An 18,378-nucleotide genomic window follows, 5' to 3' on the forward strand; every position below is an offset into this window, starting at 1 on the left:
ACATGGCAACCCTGTTAAAGACGTTAAAAAATGACTGGTCCATATCAGCAACAGTTGCTGGCTTTCTTGCGGTTTTAATTTCTTACTCAGGCCCATTGATTATTTTTTTTCAAGCTGCTCAGCGCGCCCATGTATCCACCGACATGATGGTGTCATGGATTTGGGGAATCTCAATTGGTGCCGCCGTTTCAGGTATTTATCTTTCAATTAAATATAAAACGCCTGTCATAACCGCATGGTCTGCACCGGGTACTGCCCTGTTAGTTACCCTATTTCCAAATGTCTCACTGAATGAAGCGGTAGCCGCCTATATTACTTCTGCCATCGTTATTTTTTTAATTGGCGTTACAGGTTACTTCGACAAGTTACTGAAGTGGATTCCCCAAGATGTCGCTGCGGGCATGATGGCTGGTATTCTTTTTCAATTCGGTATTGGTCTATTTACCTCGTCCGACAGCATGCCTTTTATTGTCTTTAGCATGCTCATTGTTTTTTTAATTGCCAAACGATTAATGCCACGCTACACCATGATCTGGGTGTTAGCAGCCGGAGTTTTATTAAGCCTCATTTTAGGCAAAATGAATCCGGTTGATGTGAGTTTTAGTTTAGCGATCCCACAGTGGATTAGCCCAGAATGGACTTGGAGCTCAACACTCAACCTCGCCGTTCCTCTCATTTTAGTCAGCCTAACTGGCCAGTTTTTACCGGGTATGGCGATTATGAAACTCAGCGGTTACGACACCCCAGCTAAACCCATTATTACTGTTACCAGTATTGCCTCTTTAGCTGTTGCTTGCATCGGTGGTATTACCATTGTGCTTGCCTCAATTACCGCCGCTTTATGTATGGGCAAAGATGCACATGAACTTAAAGAAAAACGCTATATCGCAGGAATCGCCAACGGAATTTTTTATATTTTAGGAGGCTTATTTGCTGGCAGTATTGTCATGCTATTTAGTTTACTTCCTAAAGAGTTGGTTGCAGCACTGGCGGGTTTAGCCTTGCTTGGAGCGATTGCGACCAATATTTCTGTTGCCATGAAAAATGACAATCAACGCGATGCTGCACTTATTACCTTTTTAGCAACAGCATCAGGCATGCATTTTCTTGGATTAAGCTCAGTTTTTTGGGGCATTTGTATTGGTGTAATCGCCCATTTCATTCTCACACCACGCTCAACGCCATCCACAAATTAAGTTTTTTATCTAAGCGCCTACCACTAAAATAAAGCCTCAATCGTCACATCAGGATGCAAATAATTTACTAATTCTGATTTGGCGATTTTTTATTGAATATAGAGTAAATTTCATTTTTAACATGAATCTCTAAAATAGTTAAATAATAGACTTTAGTATTTTGTTTTTATATTTTCACTTCAATTTATAATATAAATTTAACAATATTTTTAGGTGTGATTCTCACCAATAAAATCTATAAAAAAGTACCTATAAAATCCTTAAAATTCTCATCATACAATATTTAACCCTATTTTAAAGACACAACAAAGACAGCTAAAACAATAAAAATAAATACATATTTTTCAAATAATTAAATCAATAAAACCACAATACCTTAAAGACATAAAGATATATCAATTAGGTTTTTGACTCTAATCCAATAACAAAATAGTTTATTAAAAAATAACGCGATGCTTCACAAATTGGAGGTGAAGAAAATGAATACGAGCAAGGTTAATATTAATGAGTTAATTGATAAAGCCAGTTTTACCTCTTTTCATTGGAAAGTTTTAATCTGGTGTTTACTTATTATTATTTTTGATGGATATGATTTAGTTATTTACGGGGTTGCTCTTCCTCTGTTAATGCAGCAATGGTCATTAACTGCTGTTGAAGCTGGTTTACTCGCCAGTGCTGCTCTATTCGGGATGATGTTTGGTGCCATGATTTTCGGCACGCTTTCAGACAAATTGGGACGTAAAAAGACCATCCTGATTTGTGTCACCTTATTTAGCGGATTTACCTTTATGGGTGCCTTTGCCAAAGGACCAACAGAGTTTGCTATTTTGCGTTTTATCGCAGGTCTTGGGATTGGTGGCGTTATGCCAAACGTTGTGGCACTTATGACCGAATATGCACCAAAAAAAATCCGCAGTACCTTAGTCGCAATCATGTTTAGTGGCTATGCAATTGGCGGCATGACATCTGCTCTACTCGGTGCATGGCTCGTTAAAGATATGGGTTGGCAAATCATGTTTTTAATTGCGGGTATTCCCCTGTTACTGCTCCCACTCATCTGGAAATTTTTGCCAGAGTCTCTCGCCTTTTTAGTGAAATCTAACCATAGCGAACAGGCGAAAAGTATTGTGAGTAAAATTGCACCTCAAACTCAGGTAAACGCCAATACTCAACTGGTATTAAACGAGAGCACCACAACAGATGCACCTGTCCGTGCACTTTTCCAGCAGGGTCGTACCTTCAGCACATTTATGTTCTGGATTGCTTTCTTTATGTGCTTACTAATGGTGTATGCCTTAGGAAGCTGGTTACCTAAACTCATGCTGCAAGCGGGCTACTCGTTAGGTGCGAGCATGTTATTCCTGTTTGCACTCAATATTGGCGGCATGGTCGGTGCAATTGGTGGCGGTGCTTTAGCAGACAGATTCCATTTAAAACCTGTTATTACCATTATGTTTATTGTGGGATCAGCAGCTTTAATTCTGCTTGGCATTAATAGTCCACAATTTATTTTATATAGCCTGATTGCGATTGCTGGCGCTGCCACAATTGGTTCGCAAATCTTACTCTACACTTTCGTGGCACAGTTCTATCCAACAGCACTTCGTTCAACTGGCATGGGCTGGGCATCTGGAATTGGTCGTATTGGCGCGATTATCGGACCAGTTTTAACCGGAGCGCTACTCACACTTGAGCTTCCTCACCAAATGAATTTCTTAGCGATTGCAATTCCGGGTGTGATTGCTGCACTTGCAATATTTATGGTCAATCTAAAAGCCTCTGTTGCCGCACAAACGCCTTCAACTTTTAACCCTCAAAACACGCTTCCCCAGCAGTAAACATAAATGCGCCGAGGACTGGCGCATCTTTTTGGAAATGGATTATGGAATTATTACATCGCTTTAAGCCATGTGCTTTAACTTTCGCAACCTTAGTGTTGATGTGTGGCAATTCATTCGCTGCAAATCCAAATCAGCAAACTGAAGATGAATGGAAATTCACTTTAAAAAACGCCTATATCAACCGTAATTTTGATAATGATGTACTTAAAGATACTGGTAGTTGGTCTCAAGCAGCATCATTATTTTATAAATCGAAAATGCATGACACCCCGTTAGTCATAGCAGATAAGCCAATCACGATTGGTGCAGATGCTTCTGTTCAATACGCCGTGCGCTTAAGTTCAGACAAACATGTTGCGGACACAGTTTTGCCTTTTAATAAAGAAACTCAATCACAAGCATCTGACTTTTTAAAATACGGAGCAACTTTAAAACTAGGTTATGACAAAACCTTGCTAAGTGTCGGTGAACTCTGGTTAGACCTGCCTGTAACGGCTGTGGATGCCAGTCGTCAGTTGCTTGCTTCATATTGGGGAACCAATCTTAAGTCGCAACTTTCAGATCAGCTTTATGCAGAAATTGGCCGAGTGGAAAAAGTCTCTCCACGAAATGAAGAAGACTTTAAAAAGTTTTCATTCACGGCAAATGGAATAACTAAAGAATCTGATGGTTTAAATTACATAGATCTGCGCTATCAATTTACCCCCTCACTCAAGGGCGAATACTACTTTGGTAATTTAGAAGATCTGTATAATAAGCATTATGTTGGGCTTGAACATACTTGGAAACAACCTAATTTTGCGCTTACGTCTAAGTTTAAATACTTCAATGCAAAAGATGATGGCAATACTTTTGATATTGATGCGCAAAACATCGGGGTACTAGAAACACTTAAAGTAAGAAATCATACCTTCGGCTTGGGATACCAGCAAATTATGGGTGAGTCGGCTTATCCATTACCGGATGGTTTCTTACCAGAGACGTATTTCATTAACTGGAACGCAACTGGATTCTTTAAAGAAGATGAAAAGTCTTACCATGTCATGTATGGCTACGACTTTAAAGACTATGTACCGGGCCTAAATGCGATGGTGAAATATGTCTATGGCCATGACTTTAAAGCAGCCAATGGTGAAAAAAACCATGAAACCGAGTCTAATGTGATTTTAAACTATGCATTTCAACAGCCGTTCTTAAAAGGCGTGGCTCTGCAATATATTCGTATTGATTACAATGTAAAACACGGCAATGACTTTGGTGAAGATCGCCTGTTTGTAAACTACACCAAAAAGTTTTAATCATTTTTGATTCAATTGAAGCGGGCTAATTTTAGTCCGCTTTATTATTTTCGACCCATAAAAAAACGCTCTTACGAGCGTTTTTAATTAATCTAGTAACTTAAGCAACGTGCTTTTGAACAACAATCGAACCTACTGAATAACCAGCACCGAAAGATGAAATCACGCCATATTCGCCATCATCCACTTCGTGGCCTGTACGGTGCAAAGCAATAATAACACCTGCTGATGAGGTATTGGCAAACTCATCTAGAATAATTGGTGCACGGCTTAGATCTGCCTCTTTACCAGCCACATATTTCAAGATTAATTCATTCATATTGGCATTGGCTTGGTGTAACCAGAAACGCTTAATATCATTTGCAGTTAACTGCATTTTTTCCAACTGTGCATTAATGATTTTTGCCACCAATGGACAAACATCTTTAAATACCTTACGGCCATCTTGACGGAATAACTTGTCATCAACGACCGCATCTTCGCTACGGTTTAAGAAACCAAAGTTATTGCGAATGTTGTTTGAAAATTGAGTAAATAAATGAATATCTAAAATTTCAAAACCAGTTTTAGTGGTGGTTTCTTCAATAATAGAAGCGGTCGCAACATCACCAAAAATGAAGTGACAATCACGGTTACGGTAGTCTAGGTGACCCGATGTAATCTCAACGTTCACCAATAAAACACGGCGAGCACCTGAACGAATTGCATCTGCTGCTTGTTTCAAACCAAAAGTAGCAGCTGAACATGCAACGTTCATGTCGTAGGCATAACCTTGAATGCCAAGTGCCGATTGAATTTCAATTGCTACAGCTGGATAAGCACGCTGCATGTTTGAACATGCCAAAATCACAACATCGATATCTTCAGCGGTTACGCCTGCATTTTCCATTGCCTGTTTCGCAGCAATGACGCCCCACTCTGCTTGAAGTGAAAGTTCATCATTTGAACGTTCAGACAAACGAGGACGCAAACGATTTGGATCGAGAATACCTGATTTCTCAATCACGTAACGGCGCTTAATACCAGACGCTTTTTCAATAAATTCAGCACTAGAACCACGTAATTCTTCTAGCTCACCTGCTGCAATTTTCTCTGCATTCTCTTGGTTATATTGTTCCACATAAGCATTTAAACTGTCGGCCAGTTCTTCATTAGAAATGATTTCTGTTGGGTGAAATAACCCAGTACCTGTGATACGAATGCCCATGTAAAACTCCTAAAAAAATGAATAGGGTCTGTTAATCTTTCATTTATAAATTGCGTTGTAGGCTAAACAACAGCATAAACAGACCCCGATCTATCTTAACTGATTCCCAAACGATCCCATAACTTTTGCAGTCGAGTTGGCGAAATAGGCATCTTGGTTTTCATCGGTTGAGAAAATAAAGAAATGCGGAATTCTTCCAACATCAAATACAATTCTTTGATTTTGGGGTTGTTTTTGAATTTAAACACCTTGTCCATCCATGGATCGACATCATCAATAGCGGCATGATCTCGCTGTAGACTATTTGGCAATCGATCTAAACGCAATAGCAGCGCTTTTAAATATCGCGGATATTCCTGCCAAAGATCGACCGGTTGGCAATAAACAAAATTACCAAGTGACATGAGATCTAACTGGTCTTCAATATCATCAATACTGCGTCCAAACACGCCTGAATCAAGTACTAAAAGCTGACGACGGATTTGCTGCCACTGAATATAAATATCACTTAATTGCTCAAGTGCTTGCTGACCATAACTCAAAAATTGCTTTTTGACCTGATCTAGCAGCTTATTAAATTCATCAGCGTTAATTGGCAAAGTCGTAATTGCCATCTGCAACGTTGCATAGACTAACATCTGCTCAAGCTTAGCTTTATCGCCCAAAGGTGAATAAGCCAACGCGAGCGGTTTTGAAATCTGCTTTTTCAACTGACGAACCAAATCGCCAAGTTGCATATGGACCAGACGAATAATCCCTTCACGATGTTGTTTAATCGCCTCAGCTTGATCGTTAAACGTTTGAATAACAATGCCTGACTCATCTTTAGCTTCGAGGTCAGCAAAAGCCTTGGTCGGAACTAAAGCCTGATATTGTTTAACTACAACGCCCGTGACTTTATGAGAGGCCTCAAAAGTAAAGTTTTCAGGAAAGTTTTTAAACTCACCTTTTTGCTGTTTAACTGGACGATGTGTTTCTACGCGGCAACGTGCTTTTAACTCAGGTAAATCACGCCCTTTCGCAATCAGCTTACCTTTTTCATCAATCACTTTAATGAAAGGTACCAAATATGGATCAATACGTTCAAACGAGAAATCTTTTTCAGTAATTTGCTCACCACGCAAGGCAAAAGCTAAATAACTAAAAATATGTTCACGTAAATGTACCGCATCAACCCCTTGCATGAGCTTACGAGCTGTATCAGGAATTGGCACCACATTACGACGCTTGTCTTTAGGTAAAGCTTTGAGTAAAGCCTCAATTAAATCTTGTCGCCAACCCGGAATTCCCCATGACCATATATTTTCATCAACTTGAGGCAGCGCCTGTACAGGAATTTGAACAGTGGCACCATCTTCGTCGTGGCTCGGGTCAAAATGATATGTCGTTGCTAAACGTAGCTGACCATTGTGCAAATGATCTGGAAATTGCTGAGTTGTTGGTCGGTCATTGAGCCAGAGCGCATCATCGTCAATAAATAAATAACGAGGATTATTTGCTTCTACCGTTGCACGCCAGTCTTCAAAACTACGGCGACTCGCGATTTCCTCAGGAATTTTCGATGCATAAAACTGATAAATTGTTTCTTCATCCACCACCAAATCACGGCGACGCAATTTATCTTCAACTCGCTCTACTTCTTCAAGCTTAAGTAAGTTGTGTTTTAAAAATGGCGGAATCGTACCCAAGTTACCTGTGGTTAATGCATCGCGTAAGAAAATCTCATGAGCAGCAGGTTGGTCAACTTTCTCAAAATTAATTAACCGCTTTGGTTCAATAATTAAACCAAATAAAGAAATTTGCGCATACGCATTGACGATCCCAGCTTTCTTAGACCAATGTGGCTCAAAATAGTGATATTTCAATAAATCACGTGCAGCAAGCAAAATCCATTCAGGGTCAATTTTGGCTAAAGTACGTAAGTACACTTGAGAGGTTTCGACCATCTCAAAAGCCATCACCCAAGAGGTATTGGTTTTATGCAGCGTACTTGCAGGGAAAACTTTAGCCTTTTGCTGACGCACCGCCATAAAGGTATTACGTTCATCAGTTTTATTAGCAATGAACGATAATAAACCTGTCAGCAACGCACGGTGCAAGTTTTCATAATTCGCAGGTTTTTCATTAAAGCTGAGTTTTAAACCTTCTGCTAACTCAACCAATTGCTGGTGTGTCTGCTTCCACTCACGTAAACGTAACCAACTTAAAAAATTCTGCTTAGCAAACTGACGTCGTTTATTTTCAGACATCCCTGCTTCACCTTTAGGATTTAAAGTATCCCAAAGTTTTAAATAAAACAGAAAATCTGAATCTGCTTCCTTAAACAAAGCATGCTTTTGGTCAGCCTGCATTTGTTTGTCTGCTGGACGCTCGCGCGGGTCTTGAACTGCTAACGCACTCACCACAATTAAGATTTCTTTGAGTACACCAAAATGAGCACCACCAACAATCATACGAGCGAGTCGCGGGTCAATTGGCATACGAGCCATCATTTGCCCGACTTTAGTCAGCTCATTTTTCTTTTCGTTAAGTGCGCCTAACTCAATCAGCAACTTACGCCCATCATTAACTAGGCGGAAATCTGGCGGCTCAATAAAATCGAAGTTTTCTAACTCACCTAACCCTAAGCTCTGCATTTGCAAAATAACAGATGCTAAGTTGGTTCGTTTAATTTCAGGTTCGGTAAATTCAGGACGACTTAAAAAGTCTTCTTCGCTATATAAACGGATACACACACCCGGAGCAATACGACCACAACGCCCTTTACGCTGATTGGCCGCAGCCTGAGAAATTGCTTCAATTGGTAAGCGTTGTACACGTGAACGATAGTTATAACGCGATATACGAGCAAAACCGCTATCAATCACATAGCGAATATTTGGAACCGTAAGTGCAGTTTCGGCCACGTTCGTCGCAATAATAATACGACGGCCTTTTCCGCCAGGGCTAAAAATCTTCTGCTGTTCAGAAACGGCTAAACGCGCATACAAAGGTAAAATTTCGGTATGTCTTGGCCCGTACTTTTGCAAGGTTTCCTGCAACTCTCGAATTTCTTGCTCTGTGCTTGAGAAAATCAGAATATCGGCATGTTCAGGGTGACCTTTTGCTTCTGCATCAGCAAAGCATTCTTCTACCGCTTGTACCACTGCACGCGGAAGGTTTTCTTCAAAATCATCAAACTCATCGTCATCACTACCGCCGATATTCATTTCTGAAATTGGGCGATAAAGTACTTCGACAGGATAACTACGCCCTTCTACTTCAAAAATAGGTGCGTCATTAAAGTAATTACTAAAGCGATTTACATCTAAAGTTGCCGAAGTCACGATAACTTTTAGATCTGGGCGTTTTGGTAGTAACTGCTTTAGATAGCCCATAATAAAATCTATATTGAGTGAGCGTTCATGCGCTTCATCAATAATGATCGTGTCATATTTAGACAAATAACGGTCATTACCTAACTCGGCAAGCAAAATACCATCGGTCATTAACCTTACGATAGAGTCCTGCGAACCTTGTTCATTAAAACGGATTTTAAAACCAATCGATTCGCCAAGCTTTTCGCCGACTTCTTCTGCAATACGCTGAGAAACACTACGTGCAGCTAAACGACGTGGCTGGGTATGACCAATCATTCCCGTTAAACCACGGCCCGCTAGCATTGCAATCTGAGGAAGCTGGGTGGTTTTACCTGAACCCGTCTCACCTGCCACAATAATCACCTGATGCTTTTGAATCGCATCAATTAAACGGTCTGCATATTGGGAAACAGGTAAATCCTGATTCAGTTTGATTTTAGGAAGACGTTCAAATCGCTGCCTTACTTTGGCATTAGATTGTTCAAATAATTTTTCAATCTCTGCTGTATTGGCTTTTTTATCTTTACGCAAACGATTTAAACGGTAACGATCTCTTGCCATCACCCACTGATCAATATTTAAATCATTCTGCACAGACAAATTTTCCTGAAAATACAACAATCCTCTATTTTACGCTCTAATGACCATAAGGTAAAACAGTTGGTTTTTTATATATTTTTAATTTTTTAAAATTTTACCCTTGAATTTTGATTCACTAGACTTCATGTTGTTAGGCAAGTTTCTTTTACGATAACTGTCATTTGATTTACATGTTTTTGTAGTCAAATCGAATACAGTGTGTGGGGACTTAAAAATCGTAAACTTATCACTTATTCGATTTTCCGATTTTAGTCATGTAAAAATACTATTTCCCCAATAAAGAATTTTTATTTATTCTACATCTCGTAAACAAGTTTAAATATAAACCTCAATCATGGAGACAATGATGAGCTTGATTAATACTGAAGTTAAACCATTCCAAGCAACTGCTTACCACAACGGCCAATTTGTTGAAGTTAACGAAACTAACCTTAAAGGCAAATGGTCTGTTGTATTCTTCTATCCAGCTGACTTCACTTTCGTTTGTCCAACTGAACTTGGTGACTTAGCTGACAACTACGCTGAATTCCAAAAACTTGGTGTTGAAATTTATGCTGTATCTACTGATACACACTTCACTCACAAAGCTTGGCACGACACTTCTGAAGAAATCAAAAAAATCCAATACCCATTAGTTGGTGACCCAACTTGGACTCTTTCTAAAAACTTCGACGTTCTTATCGAATCTGAAGGTTTAGCTGATCGTGGTACTTTCGTTATCGATCCAGAAGGTAAAATCCAAATCGTTGAACTCAACGCTGGTGGTATCGGCCGTGACGCATCTGAACTTCTTCGTAAAGTAAAAGCTGCTCAATACGTACACGCTCACCCAGGTGAAGTTTGCCCAGCTAAATGGAAAGAAGGCGAAGCAACTCTTGCTCCATCTATCGACCTAGTTGGTAAAATCTAATCTCTTATTAGATTTTAAAAACTCAAAGAACCATCCCTCATCGGATGGTTCTTTTGTTTTGAATAAGCACATCACATTTTCTACTGATACTTTTACAATTATGCCCTTCCCCATTACATGAAGTTTGAGTAATGTCGAATAAATAACCGATGTTTTTTGAGCTTAAGTAATATGAAATAAAAGGGGAAAAATTTATGGCGAATACTGTGGCAGTCACTTCATGGAAATACAATGCGACTTCACGTCATCTAAAAATATTTTATAGCGATGGTTCGGGCGAACTTTATCATCCTGTACCAGAATTTATTTATGACAACTTATTACGATCAACAGACAAAGCTGCTTTTGTACATAAATATTTAGAATTCGACTTACACTTTACTCGCCTATCTTTAGTGAATGCTTCATAACATAATAAAATAAGGCCTGCGTTAAACAGGCCTTTATGAATGAATAAATCAGATTTTTAAATGGCTTACCTTGCCACTACAATACATAAACCAGCACCTACAGGTAAAATACTGCTCATAAAATTTTCATCTTTTTTAATTAAAGCTAAGAATGAACTGACTTCAGCCGCATGTGAAATAACCTTATCAATAATGAGTACGCCACCTTTTGGCTTTATCAGCCGTTTTAAATCTAGCCAATAATTCTCATAAGCAGGACGCTCAGCATCTAACAAAATAAAATCAAAAGTTTCCTGAGCTTCTTTTAGGTAATAGGCTGCATCGCCCACCCAAAAATCAACCAATTCATCTAATGCCAGTTCAGTTGCATGGCGTTTTGCTTCATTACTACGCTTGGCATCAATTTCAAGCGTGGTTACTTTTCCATGAGTAGCTTGAGCAGCCTCAGCAAGCCATAAAGTAGAATAACCTGTTGATGTCCCGATTTCTAAAATTGATTTGGTTTGCTGCATTCGAATAAATTGCGACAGTAACTTTGCAGATTCAGCTTCAATATTACGATAACGTAGTAGCCGATCTGTTTGCTGGGCATCGTGTCGTTTAAAGGTGTCATATAAATCTGCAACTCTTTGTAAGAAAAAAGTATTTGGCATATATTCACCCTTTAAAATCGTTATTTTATATGAAAGTCGTTTGAGTTAAGTACTTTGAATTAACTTGAAACGCGGCACGATACTTCCATCAGCCATTTGAACCGTTTCTGTAAACATATCTAGAGGACGTACCCAAGTTGAATAGTCACCATAAAGACACTGATAAACGACTAACTCCTCTTCAGTCTCGCTGTGTTTTGCCACAGAAAAAACTTGATATAGATTACCTTTATAATGCTGATAAATGCCGCGTTGCAATGACATGAAAGTACCTTTTAATGTTATGACATAAAATCTTTACAGCCATATAACATATATAAATTTTTAAATACTTTCACTTTAAAACACTACAAAACATAAAAAAGCGTATTTTAGAGATAAATTATTGATCTTATTTATGAATGTTTTCAATAATTCAAAAAACCGATCAAATATATAAAAACATACTGTTTTACCTATTTTGTGTTTTCACGTACTATGCATCTATTGAAAGAATTTGGATGCATTGGAGTAAAAACAGATGTTAGATCAAAACATTAAAACTCAATTAAAAGCTTACTTAGAACGTCTAGAAAGTCCAATCGAATTAGTTGCTGCCTTAGATGAATCAGATAAAGCTGCTCAAATTAAAGAGCTGGTGAGTGAAATCGCTGAGCTTTCTGACAAAGTGACTGCCCGTTTTGATGGCAACAATACACGTCGTCCAAGCTTTGGTGTGGCTAAAGCAGGTGAACAACCTCGTGTGTTCTTTGCTGGCTTACCAATGGGCCATGAGTTTACGTCTTTGATCTTGGCGCTGTTACAGGTGTCTGGCTATGCACCTAAAGTGTCGGATGAAGTGCTCAACCAGATTAAAGGTTTAAACCTTAAAGCCAACTTCGATGTGTTTGTATCACTCAGCTGTCATAACTGTCCGGATGTGGTACAGGCGCTTAACCTGATCGCGATTTATAACCCGAACACTACGGCAACCATGATTGACGGTTCATTCTTCCAAGACGAAGTGGAACAACGCAAAATCATGGCCGTACCAATGGTATTCCAAGACAACGAACACATTGGTCAAGGTCGTATGACCCTTGAAGAGATTGTGGCAAAACTTGACACCAATTCAGCTGAAAAAGATGCAGCAGCACTCAATGCCAAAGATGCTTTTGATGTGTTGGTGATTGGTGGTGGCCCTGCAGGTGCAACAGCTGCAATCTATGCTGCACGTAAAGGTATTAACACAGGTATCGTCGCTGAACGCTTCGGTGGTCAGGTGATGGACACCATGGACATTGAAAACTTCACGTCTGTGCAAAAGACTCAAGGTCCTAAGTTTGCTGCCGAGATGGAAGCACATGTCCGTGAATACGATGTCGATATCATGAATCTGCAACGTGTCAGCAAAATCACGGGTGCCAACCAGACTGCAAATGGCTTGGTTGAAGTTGAACTTGAAAACGGTGCCAAACTTGAATCAAAAACTGTAATCCTTTCAACAGGTGCACGTTGGAGAGAGATGAATGTACCGGGTGAGCAAGAATACCGTACCCGTGGTGTCGCGTACTGCCCACACTGTGATGGTCCACTGTTCAAAGGCAAACGTGTTGCTGTGATTGGTGGTGGTAACTCAGGCGTAGAAGCTGCAATTGATCTTGCGGGGATTGTTGAGCATGTAACTCTGGTTGAATTCGATACCAAACTTCGTGCAGACCAAGTCTTGCAAAACAAATTGCATAGCTTGCCAAACACAACGGTGATTATGAATGCCTTAAGTACAGAAGTGTTAGGTGACGGATCACAAGTGACTGGTCTTAAATATAAAGACCGTGCGACTGATGAAGAGCATGTGGTCGAGCTTGCAGGGATCTTTGTCCAGATTGGTTTATTGCCAAATACTGACTTCTTGAAAGACAGTGAAGTTGAGTTAACCAACCGTGGCGAGATCATTGTGAATGACCGCAACGAAACCAATGTTCAAGGTGTATTTGCTGCCGGTGACTGTACGACTGTACCTTACAAGCAAATCATTATTGCTACAGGTGAAGGTGCTAAAGCATCACTCTCTGCGTTTGATTACATCATCCGTTCTGGGCAGTAAAATCGATCAAAATCATTATTATTTATTTCAAGCCTAGCATTACAAAATGCTAGGCTTTTTTAATACTAGAGTTACAACTTCTTAACAATTTTCGATCTTTATTAATCATTTACTTTATGTTTATATTTTAGACATCCATATTTGGATGCCATGAATTAGAAGGAAAAACACAATGAATAAATTACTTGTTGCTTTAGGTCTTGCTGCGACTGTTGCCCTTGTTGGTTGTAATAAAGATAAAGCTCCAGAAACTGGCGCGACTACAGGTGAACACTTAGAAAATGCTGCTCAACAAGCAAGCGCGGATATCAAATCTGCTGGTGACAAAGCTGCAGAAGATATTGCAACTGCGACTGATAATGCTGCTGAGAAGATTGATGCTGCAACTGATCATGCTGCTGACGCAACCGCTGAAGCTGCTGCAAAAACTGAAGCGACTGCACGTAAAGCAACTGCCGATACAGCTCAAGCTGTTGAAAATGCAGCTGCTGATGTGAAAAAAGATGCTCAACACTAATCGTCTTTAGTATAAAAAAGCCCCTATTGATTAGGGGCTTTTTTTTGGCTTTTAAAATCTTTTATGAAATTAAACCTTCATCACGCATCGCAATTTGTACAGATTGACGTTCTGCAACTTTATTACGTAATGCAATAATGTGTTTATATGGTGTTAAATCATGCTCAATTGAGTTTGACCAATTTGTTAAAACAAATAGATAAGCATCTGCTGGGCCGAAATTATCATTTACCAAATAATCATAATCAGATTCAGCCAAATAATTATCGATATATTTTAAAAGGCGATCAATTTCTGCATAAGCTTTATTTTTTTCATCAGTCGTTAACGGTGCCCCAAAGAATACTGCATAGGCATCATGTAACTCAGAGTTCAAATACCCCAACCACTCCAATACTTTCGCACGGCCCATCCCTGATGGCGGAATCAAATCCTGCTTAGGATCATGCTGAGCAAGAAACGGTAAAATCGCAACGTTTTCGGTTAACATTAAGCCAGGATTAATTTCTAAAGCTGGTACATATCCCTTTGGATTAATCTCGTAATAATCTGCGCCTTTTTCTGTTTTATGTGTTTTTAAATTTACTCGTTCTAAATCAAAATCAACATTAATTTCATTTAAAATAATATGTGCAGCTAAAGAACATGCGCCTGGCGAATAATATAATTTCATATCTGATCCTTGTTATCTCATATTAACGTTTTAAATTGCTTCTAGAAAACCTGCAAGGTTTGCACAATTCCTTAATTGTAAAAAAGCGTAAACTTATAAAATACTTACACCATCTAATATTCTTGAAAAAGTTATTCCTTGCAAGTTGTCTTGCGTGACGATTGTTTAAAATATGATAAAACACATTTGCGTCACGCAATTTTTCCATTAATTACGTTTAAAAAGCTGGCTAATCCAATTCATTAATTCAGTTAAGAAATCAAAAATACCGTTTTTCTTATCATCATCAGGCTGGCTTGAATCTTTACCATTTAAATCCAGATCAACAATTACAGGGTCATGGTCCGAAGAACGATAAGCATCTTCACCATAGAACAATGCCTTTTGCTCATCCGTTTTATATTCTTCGTTGTAGTCTAAAACGGTTGGCTCATCTGCATTGATATGCCATGCAAAGGTTCTCACTACTTTTGGATATAAAGATGCATCCGCAATTGCATGGTCTAAGTTACCTGCTCCACCATTTCCATTGGCATCACTCGCAACACCAAATACATAGCTATATGCCTGAGCACCCTGTCCTACCTTAGCGTCATTCAGCAAAACTTTGTAGTTTGCTTTTTCAAATGACAAAATAGGTTCTTCTTTTGCATAGCTGTTCATGTCCCCTACAAGTAAAGCATTTTGCTTAGGCACTTGAGTTGGATTTTTCGCCAACCACTGCACAATTTGATCTACTGCTTTCACGCGAGTCGGGTTCCAACAACCTTGACCATCTTTTTGGTCTGCATCAGTAGAGCTAGCATCTACCCCGCTACAGCTTTTCGATTTCAAATGGTTTGGAATAACGGTAAACGTTTTATTGCCGCGAACTGCTTGGAAACTTTGCGCCAATGTTGTTCGGTTCTTGTCGCCCAAATCAAGCACAACAGGTTTATTCAAAGGCTTAACACGCTTGCTGTTATAAATAATAGCAACAGCAATTGCATCACCACCTAAACGGTTTAAGTTTTCAGGAACAACATATTTCCAGTCACTACCTAAAGCACTGGTTAAATGAGCAATTGCACTGTTCGGGCCATAACCATTGTTCGCAATTTCCATTAAACCGTAAACATCGGCATCAATCGCTTTAAGTGCACTCACAATTTTACGGTGCTGTTTATCAAACTCAGCTTGCGTCGTTGCACCACGCTCTGTTGGGAAACCAGTTGCACCATTGTCATAGTTCAAAACGTTAAATGAAGCTACACGGATGTGATTGGCATTTTTGGTAATGACACTTTGACGCGGGTTTGTTTGAGTAATTACTTCAGGTTGATTACGTCCAAGCACTGGTTGCACACGCCAACCATTAAAACGATATTCCAAAATACCTTCAGCATTCTTAAGTTGATAACCCGAACGTAGCGTATTGGCAGCACTAAAATTTGTCGGTAACCATGGAGTACGGTTTTGATTGTTATAGCCGTCATCAAAAATAATTTTCGACAATAAATTCTTCTGAGCAAGAGCTTTAGCTTCTGGAGATAACGCTGGATATAAATTAGTCGGAATATATAAGCGGCCTAAGCTTAGAGATAGTTCACCATAACGACCATAATTGTAGTTCTCGCTCACGGTTAAAGTCTGAGGTAATTTGACCAACATACCTTGATAACGCTGCGGAGAATGGGTCGAACTACCTGTTAAGCTAGCAAATGGGAGTTCAAGGCTAATCGGCTGAACTTGATTTGCCATATTGCTATTACAAGTTTGAATATCTTGTTGTAATTGATCTAATTGCAATTGGTTTTGATAAGTCGTTAAACGACCACGCAAAATAACTTCATCGCCAATTTGTCCACCTTTTATAGCGCTACTATTTGGAATATATACAAAAATAGCATTGCTAACATTCGCACGTGCTTTCATATCTGGTGTCTGAATATAGAAACCAGAGAAACCATTGGCATAACGATAGTCAGCTGTAATCACCCCACGCACTGTATAAGTCTGGTCTTGAGTTGATGTAGCTAAATCAGCAATTGGTGTATCTGAGCTAGAACAACTTACTGTTTCAACAGGAGGCTGAGTTGTAGAACCTGATAAATTTGAAAAGTCATTTCGATTTACCCAAGCCGACCATGAACGGTCCAAATCAAATGCTGCGGTTGCATCAATACTTAAAGCTGGGTTCTCAGTTTCAAGACGCTTAAAACTATTTCCTAAGCTCGAAACGGCTGTTCCCCATCCTGCTTCTGGTCGCTCGCCAATACGCCCAAAACGGTCTACAGGTGTGCCTTTATAAACAAGTACAACGGCATCATCACCGTTAAAAGATAATGCAGCGACCTGATTTACTTTACTACCAAGTTCAGCCTGCAACTCAGAACGACCTACTAAAAACTTCTGCTTACTGGTTAATGAACCTTGTAAACGGAAAGTCGCTGTTTTTGCTGTACCACCATTATTAAATTGTTGAATTTCATAGTCGGCTAAATTAACGGTGGTCCCATCTGGATTATAAATTTCCAAACCTTTGCGGTTACTACTGCCGTCAACATATTGACTAAACATGAGCTGTGCTTGTGCCCAAGGACTATATGTAAAAGCACCAAGTGCCCCTAATAGCACAGAAAGTGTGCGTAATTGAAAGTTTTTCATGAGTAAATATGTTCATTTGAAATTTATATAGATTCTTAGATTAAATATTGAACATGACATCTACATGAAGAAAAACACCGAAACATTTGACTTGACCAGATGAAGACTTAAAATACCGCATTTGAATTTCAATATTGCCAAGGTTATGTCGATCGATCAGTTAGAAACGCAAATTGCAGACTTAGACAATTTGCCTGAACACCGTGAAATTGTGACGTTTATGCGTCGTTCAGCACCACTTAATACGTCTCAACGCACGGCATTAGAACAACATCGCGATTTAATTTTGGAATATCCTGTTGGTGACTTACGCCAACACTTCGAACATCCAGAACGTCCTTTAACTGTTGAAATCGGTTTTGGTATGGGTCGTTCATTAGTGCTTATGGCAAAAGCCAACCCTGAGCGCAACTATGTGGGTATTGAAGTCCACGTACCTGGTATTGCTCAGTGTCTTTATGAAGCAGGTATGGCAGAACTTAAAAACTTACGTGTACTTGATGCAGACGCGATTCAGGTTTTACGTGAAATGCCAGACAACAGCATTAACTGCGTACAACTTTACTTTCCAGACCCTTGGCAAAAGAAACGTCATTTCAAACGCCGTTTTGTTATTCATGAGCGTATGCAATTGGTTGAACAGAAACTTGAGCTTGGTGGTACATTCCACGCAGCAACAGACTGGGAACCGTATGCTGAATGGATGCTTGATATTTTAGACAACCGTCCAGACCTTGAAAACTTGGCAGGTAAAGGCAACAGTTACCCACGTCCAGAATGGCGCCCAGTGACTAAGTTTGAACGCCGTGGTATTGAGTCAGGCCATAAAATTAATGACTTTATCTTTAAAAAGATTAAGTAAATAATAAAAAGGCTTAGTAATAAACTAGGCCTTTTCTTTTTTATATAAAAAGAAATTAAATATATATCTGATCTATAGTATTTCTTCTTTCTAATTAATAATTGCCAATCTAAGCGAATC

14 protein-coding genes are annotated in these 18,378 nt (G+C 39.3%); 8 read left to right on the top strand and 6 right to left on the bottom strand.

Annotation, left to right across the window (positions count from 1 at the left end):
• Window positions 1–2: 2 nt before the first annotated feature.
• From benE to KTJ10_RS03615, 3 genes are all read left to right on the top strand, one after another.
• Window positions 3–1,196: a benzoate/H(+) symporter BenE gene (benE, locus tag KTJ10_RS03605; RefSeq protein ID WP_262441369.1), complete on the top strand. Its 1,194-nt coding sequence runs from the start codon at window positions 3–5 to the stop codon at window positions 1,194–1,196.
• 479 nt (window positions 1,197–1,675) lie between these two features.
• Window positions 1,676–3,034: an aromatic acid/H+ symport family MFS transporter gene (locus KTJ10_RS03610; RefSeq protein ID WP_262441370.1), complete on the top strand. Its 1,359-nt coding sequence runs from the start codon at window positions 1,676–1,678 to the stop codon at window positions 3,032–3,034.
• Window positions 3,035–3,078: 44 nt separating this feature from the next.
• Window positions 3,079–4,335, top strand: coding sequence for an OprD family porin (locus tag KTJ10_RS03615; RefSeq protein WP_262441371.1), 1,257 nt, complete (start codon window positions 3,079–3,081; stop codon window positions 4,333–4,335).
• A gap of 100 nt (window positions 4,336–4,435) precedes the next feature.
• Here the strand turns inward: KTJ10_RS03615 and KTJ10_RS03620 are convergent, their stop codons facing one another.
• Window positions 4,436–5,542 carry a beta-ketoacyl-ACP synthase III gene (locus tag KTJ10_RS03620; protein WP_032004013.1) on the bottom strand — a complete coding sequence of 369 codons (1,107 nt, stop codon included), beginning with the start codon at window positions 5,540–5,542 and terminating at the stop codon, window positions 4,436–4,438.
• Window positions 5,543–5,637: 95 nt separating this feature from the next.
• The gene (hrpA, locus tag KTJ10_RS03625) at window positions 5,638–9,495 is read right to left on the bottom strand and encodes an ATP-dependent RNA helicase HrpA (protein ID WP_262441373.1); all 3,858 of its coding nucleotides are present in this window, start codon (window positions 9,493–9,495) and stop codon (window positions 5,638–5,640) included.
• A 352-nt stretch (window positions 9,496–9,847) separates the two neighbouring features.
• On the opposite strand from hrpA, the gene ahpC reads away from it, so the two are divergent.
• Both ahpC and KTJ10_RS03635 read left to right on the top strand, forming a co-directional pair.
• Window positions 9,848–10,411 (top strand): alkyl hydroperoxide reductase subunit C, encoded by a 564-nt coding sequence (gene ahpC / locus KTJ10_RS03630; RefSeq protein ID WP_003652649.1) that lies wholly within the window; start codon window positions 9,848–9,850, stop codon window positions 10,409–10,411.
• A 194-nt stretch (window positions 10,412–10,605) separates the two neighbouring features.
• Window positions 10,606–10,821, top strand: a complete 216-nt coding sequence (locus KTJ10_RS03635) for a KTSC domain-containing protein (RefSeq protein WP_005070287.1) — start codon at window positions 10,606–10,608, stop codon at window positions 10,819–10,821.
• 65 nt (window positions 10,822–10,886) lie between these two features.
• On the opposite strand, the gene KTJ10_RS03640 is transcribed toward KTJ10_RS03635, so the two are convergent.
• Complete coding sequence (locus tag KTJ10_RS03640) at window positions 10,887–11,474, bottom strand: O-methyltransferase (protein ID WP_262441374.1); 588 nt, start codon at window positions 11,472–11,474, stop codon at window positions 10,887–10,889.
• Window positions 11,475–11,519: 45 nt separating this feature from the next.
• The gene (locus tag KTJ10_RS03645; protein WP_004702746.1) at window positions 11,520–11,738 is read right to left on the bottom strand and encodes a DUF1653 domain-containing protein; all 219 of its coding nucleotides are present in this window, start codon (window positions 11,736–11,738) and stop codon (window positions 11,520–11,522) included.
• Between the two features lie 256 nt (window positions 11,739–11,994).
• On the opposite strand from KTJ10_RS03645, the gene ahpF reads away from it, so the two are divergent.
• Window positions 11,995–13,560 carry an alkyl hydroperoxide reductase subunit F gene (gene ahpF, locus KTJ10_RS03650; protein WP_031946971.1) on the top strand — a complete coding sequence of 522 codons (1,566 nt, stop codon included), beginning with the start codon at window positions 11,995–11,997 and terminating at the stop codon, window positions 13,558–13,560.
• A gap of 172 nt (window positions 13,561–13,732) precedes the next feature.
• Window positions 13,733–14,077 (top strand): hypothetical protein, encoded by a 345-nt coding sequence (locus KTJ10_RS03655; protein WP_060465558.1) that lies wholly within the window; start codon window positions 13,733–13,735, stop codon window positions 14,075–14,077.
• A gap of 61 nt (window positions 14,078–14,138) precedes the next feature.
• Here KTJ10_RS03655 and KTJ10_RS03660 read toward each other — a convergent pair whose 3' ends face one another.
• Both KTJ10_RS03660 and KTJ10_RS03665 read right to left on the bottom strand, forming a co-directional pair.
• Complete coding sequence (locus tag KTJ10_RS03660) at window positions 14,139–14,750, bottom strand: glutathione binding-like protein (RefSeq protein WP_005303579.1); 612 nt, start codon at window positions 14,748–14,750, stop codon at window positions 14,139–14,141.
• Window positions 14,751–14,957: 207 nt separating this feature from the next.
• On the bottom strand, window positions 14,958–17,396 hold the full coding sequence (locus KTJ10_RS03665) for an ExeM/NucH family extracellular endonuclease (RefSeq protein WP_262441375.1): 2,439 nt from the start codon (window positions 17,394–17,396) through the stop codon (window positions 14,958–14,960).
• A 145-nt stretch (window positions 17,397–17,541) separates the two neighbouring features.
• Between KTJ10_RS03665 and trmB the strand changes: the two genes are divergently transcribed.
• Window positions 17,542–18,258: a tRNA (guanosine(46)-N7)-methyltransferase TrmB gene (gene trmB, locus KTJ10_RS03670; protein ID WP_002121537.1), complete on the top strand. Its 717-nt coding sequence runs from the start codon at window positions 17,542–17,544 to the stop codon at window positions 18,256–18,258.
• The last annotated feature ends 120 nt before the right edge of the window (window positions 18,259–18,378 follow it).

It is taken from the genome of Acinetobacter sp. WU_MDCI_Abxc222, from assembly GCF_025514755.1.
Classification (GTDB): Bacteria; Pseudomonadota; Gammaproteobacteria; order Pseudomonadales; family Moraxellaceae; genus Acinetobacter; species Acinetobacter geminorum.

What these genes read in the sequence shown, in the direction of transcription:
- KTJ10_RS03610 (WP_262441370.1), top strand. Translation starts at nt 1,676, where the DNA reads ATGAATACGAGCAAGGTTAATATTAATGAGTTAATTGATAAAGCCAGT.
- trmB (WP_002121537.1), top strand. Translation starts at nt 17,542, where the DNA reads ATGTCGATCGATCAGTTAGAAACGCAAATTGCAGACTTAGACAATTTG.
- KTJ10_RS03660 (WP_005303579.1), bottom strand. Translation starts at nt 14,750, where the DNA reads ATGAAATTATATTATTCGCCAGGCGCATGTTCTTTAGCTGCACATATT.
- KTJ10_RS03620 (WP_032004013.1), bottom strand. Translation starts at nt 5,542, where the DNA reads ATGGGCATTCGTATCACAGGTACTGGGTTATTTCACCCAACAGAAATC.
- KTJ10_RS03665 (WP_262441375.1), bottom strand. Translation starts at nt 17,396, where the DNA reads ATGAAAAACTTTCAATTACGCACACTTTCTGTGCTATTAGGGGCACTT.
- ahpF (WP_031946971.1), top strand. Translation starts at nt 11,995, where the DNA reads ATGTTAGATCAAAACATTAAAACTCAATTAAAAGCTTACTTAGAACGT.
- ahpC (WP_003652649.1), top strand. Translation starts at nt 9,848, where the DNA reads ATGAGCTTGATTAATACTGAAGTTAAACCATTCCAAGCAACTGCTTAC.
- KTJ10_RS03645 (WP_004702746.1), bottom strand. Translation starts at nt 11,738, where the DNA reads ATGTCATTGCAACGCGGCATTTATCAGCATTATAAAGGTAATCTATAT.
- benE (WP_262441369.1), top strand. Translation starts at nt 3, where the DNA reads ATGGCAACCCTGTTAAAGACGTTAAAAAATGACTGGTCCATATCAGCA.
- KTJ10_RS03640 (WP_262441374.1), bottom strand. Translation starts at nt 11,474, where the DNA reads ATGCCAAATACTTTTTTCTTACAAAGAGTTGCAGATTTATATGACACC.
- KTJ10_RS03655 (WP_060465558.1), top strand. Translation starts at nt 13,733, where the DNA reads ATGAATAAATTACTTGTTGCTTTAGGTCTTGCTGCGACTGTTGCCCTT.
- KTJ10_RS03615 (WP_262441371.1), top strand. Translation starts at nt 3,079, where the DNA reads ATGGAATTATTACATCGCTTTAAGCCATGTGCTTTAACTTTCGCAACC.
- KTJ10_RS03635 (WP_005070287.1), top strand. Translation starts at nt 10,606, where the DNA reads ATGGCGAATACTGTGGCAGTCACTTCATGGAAATACAATGCGACTTCA.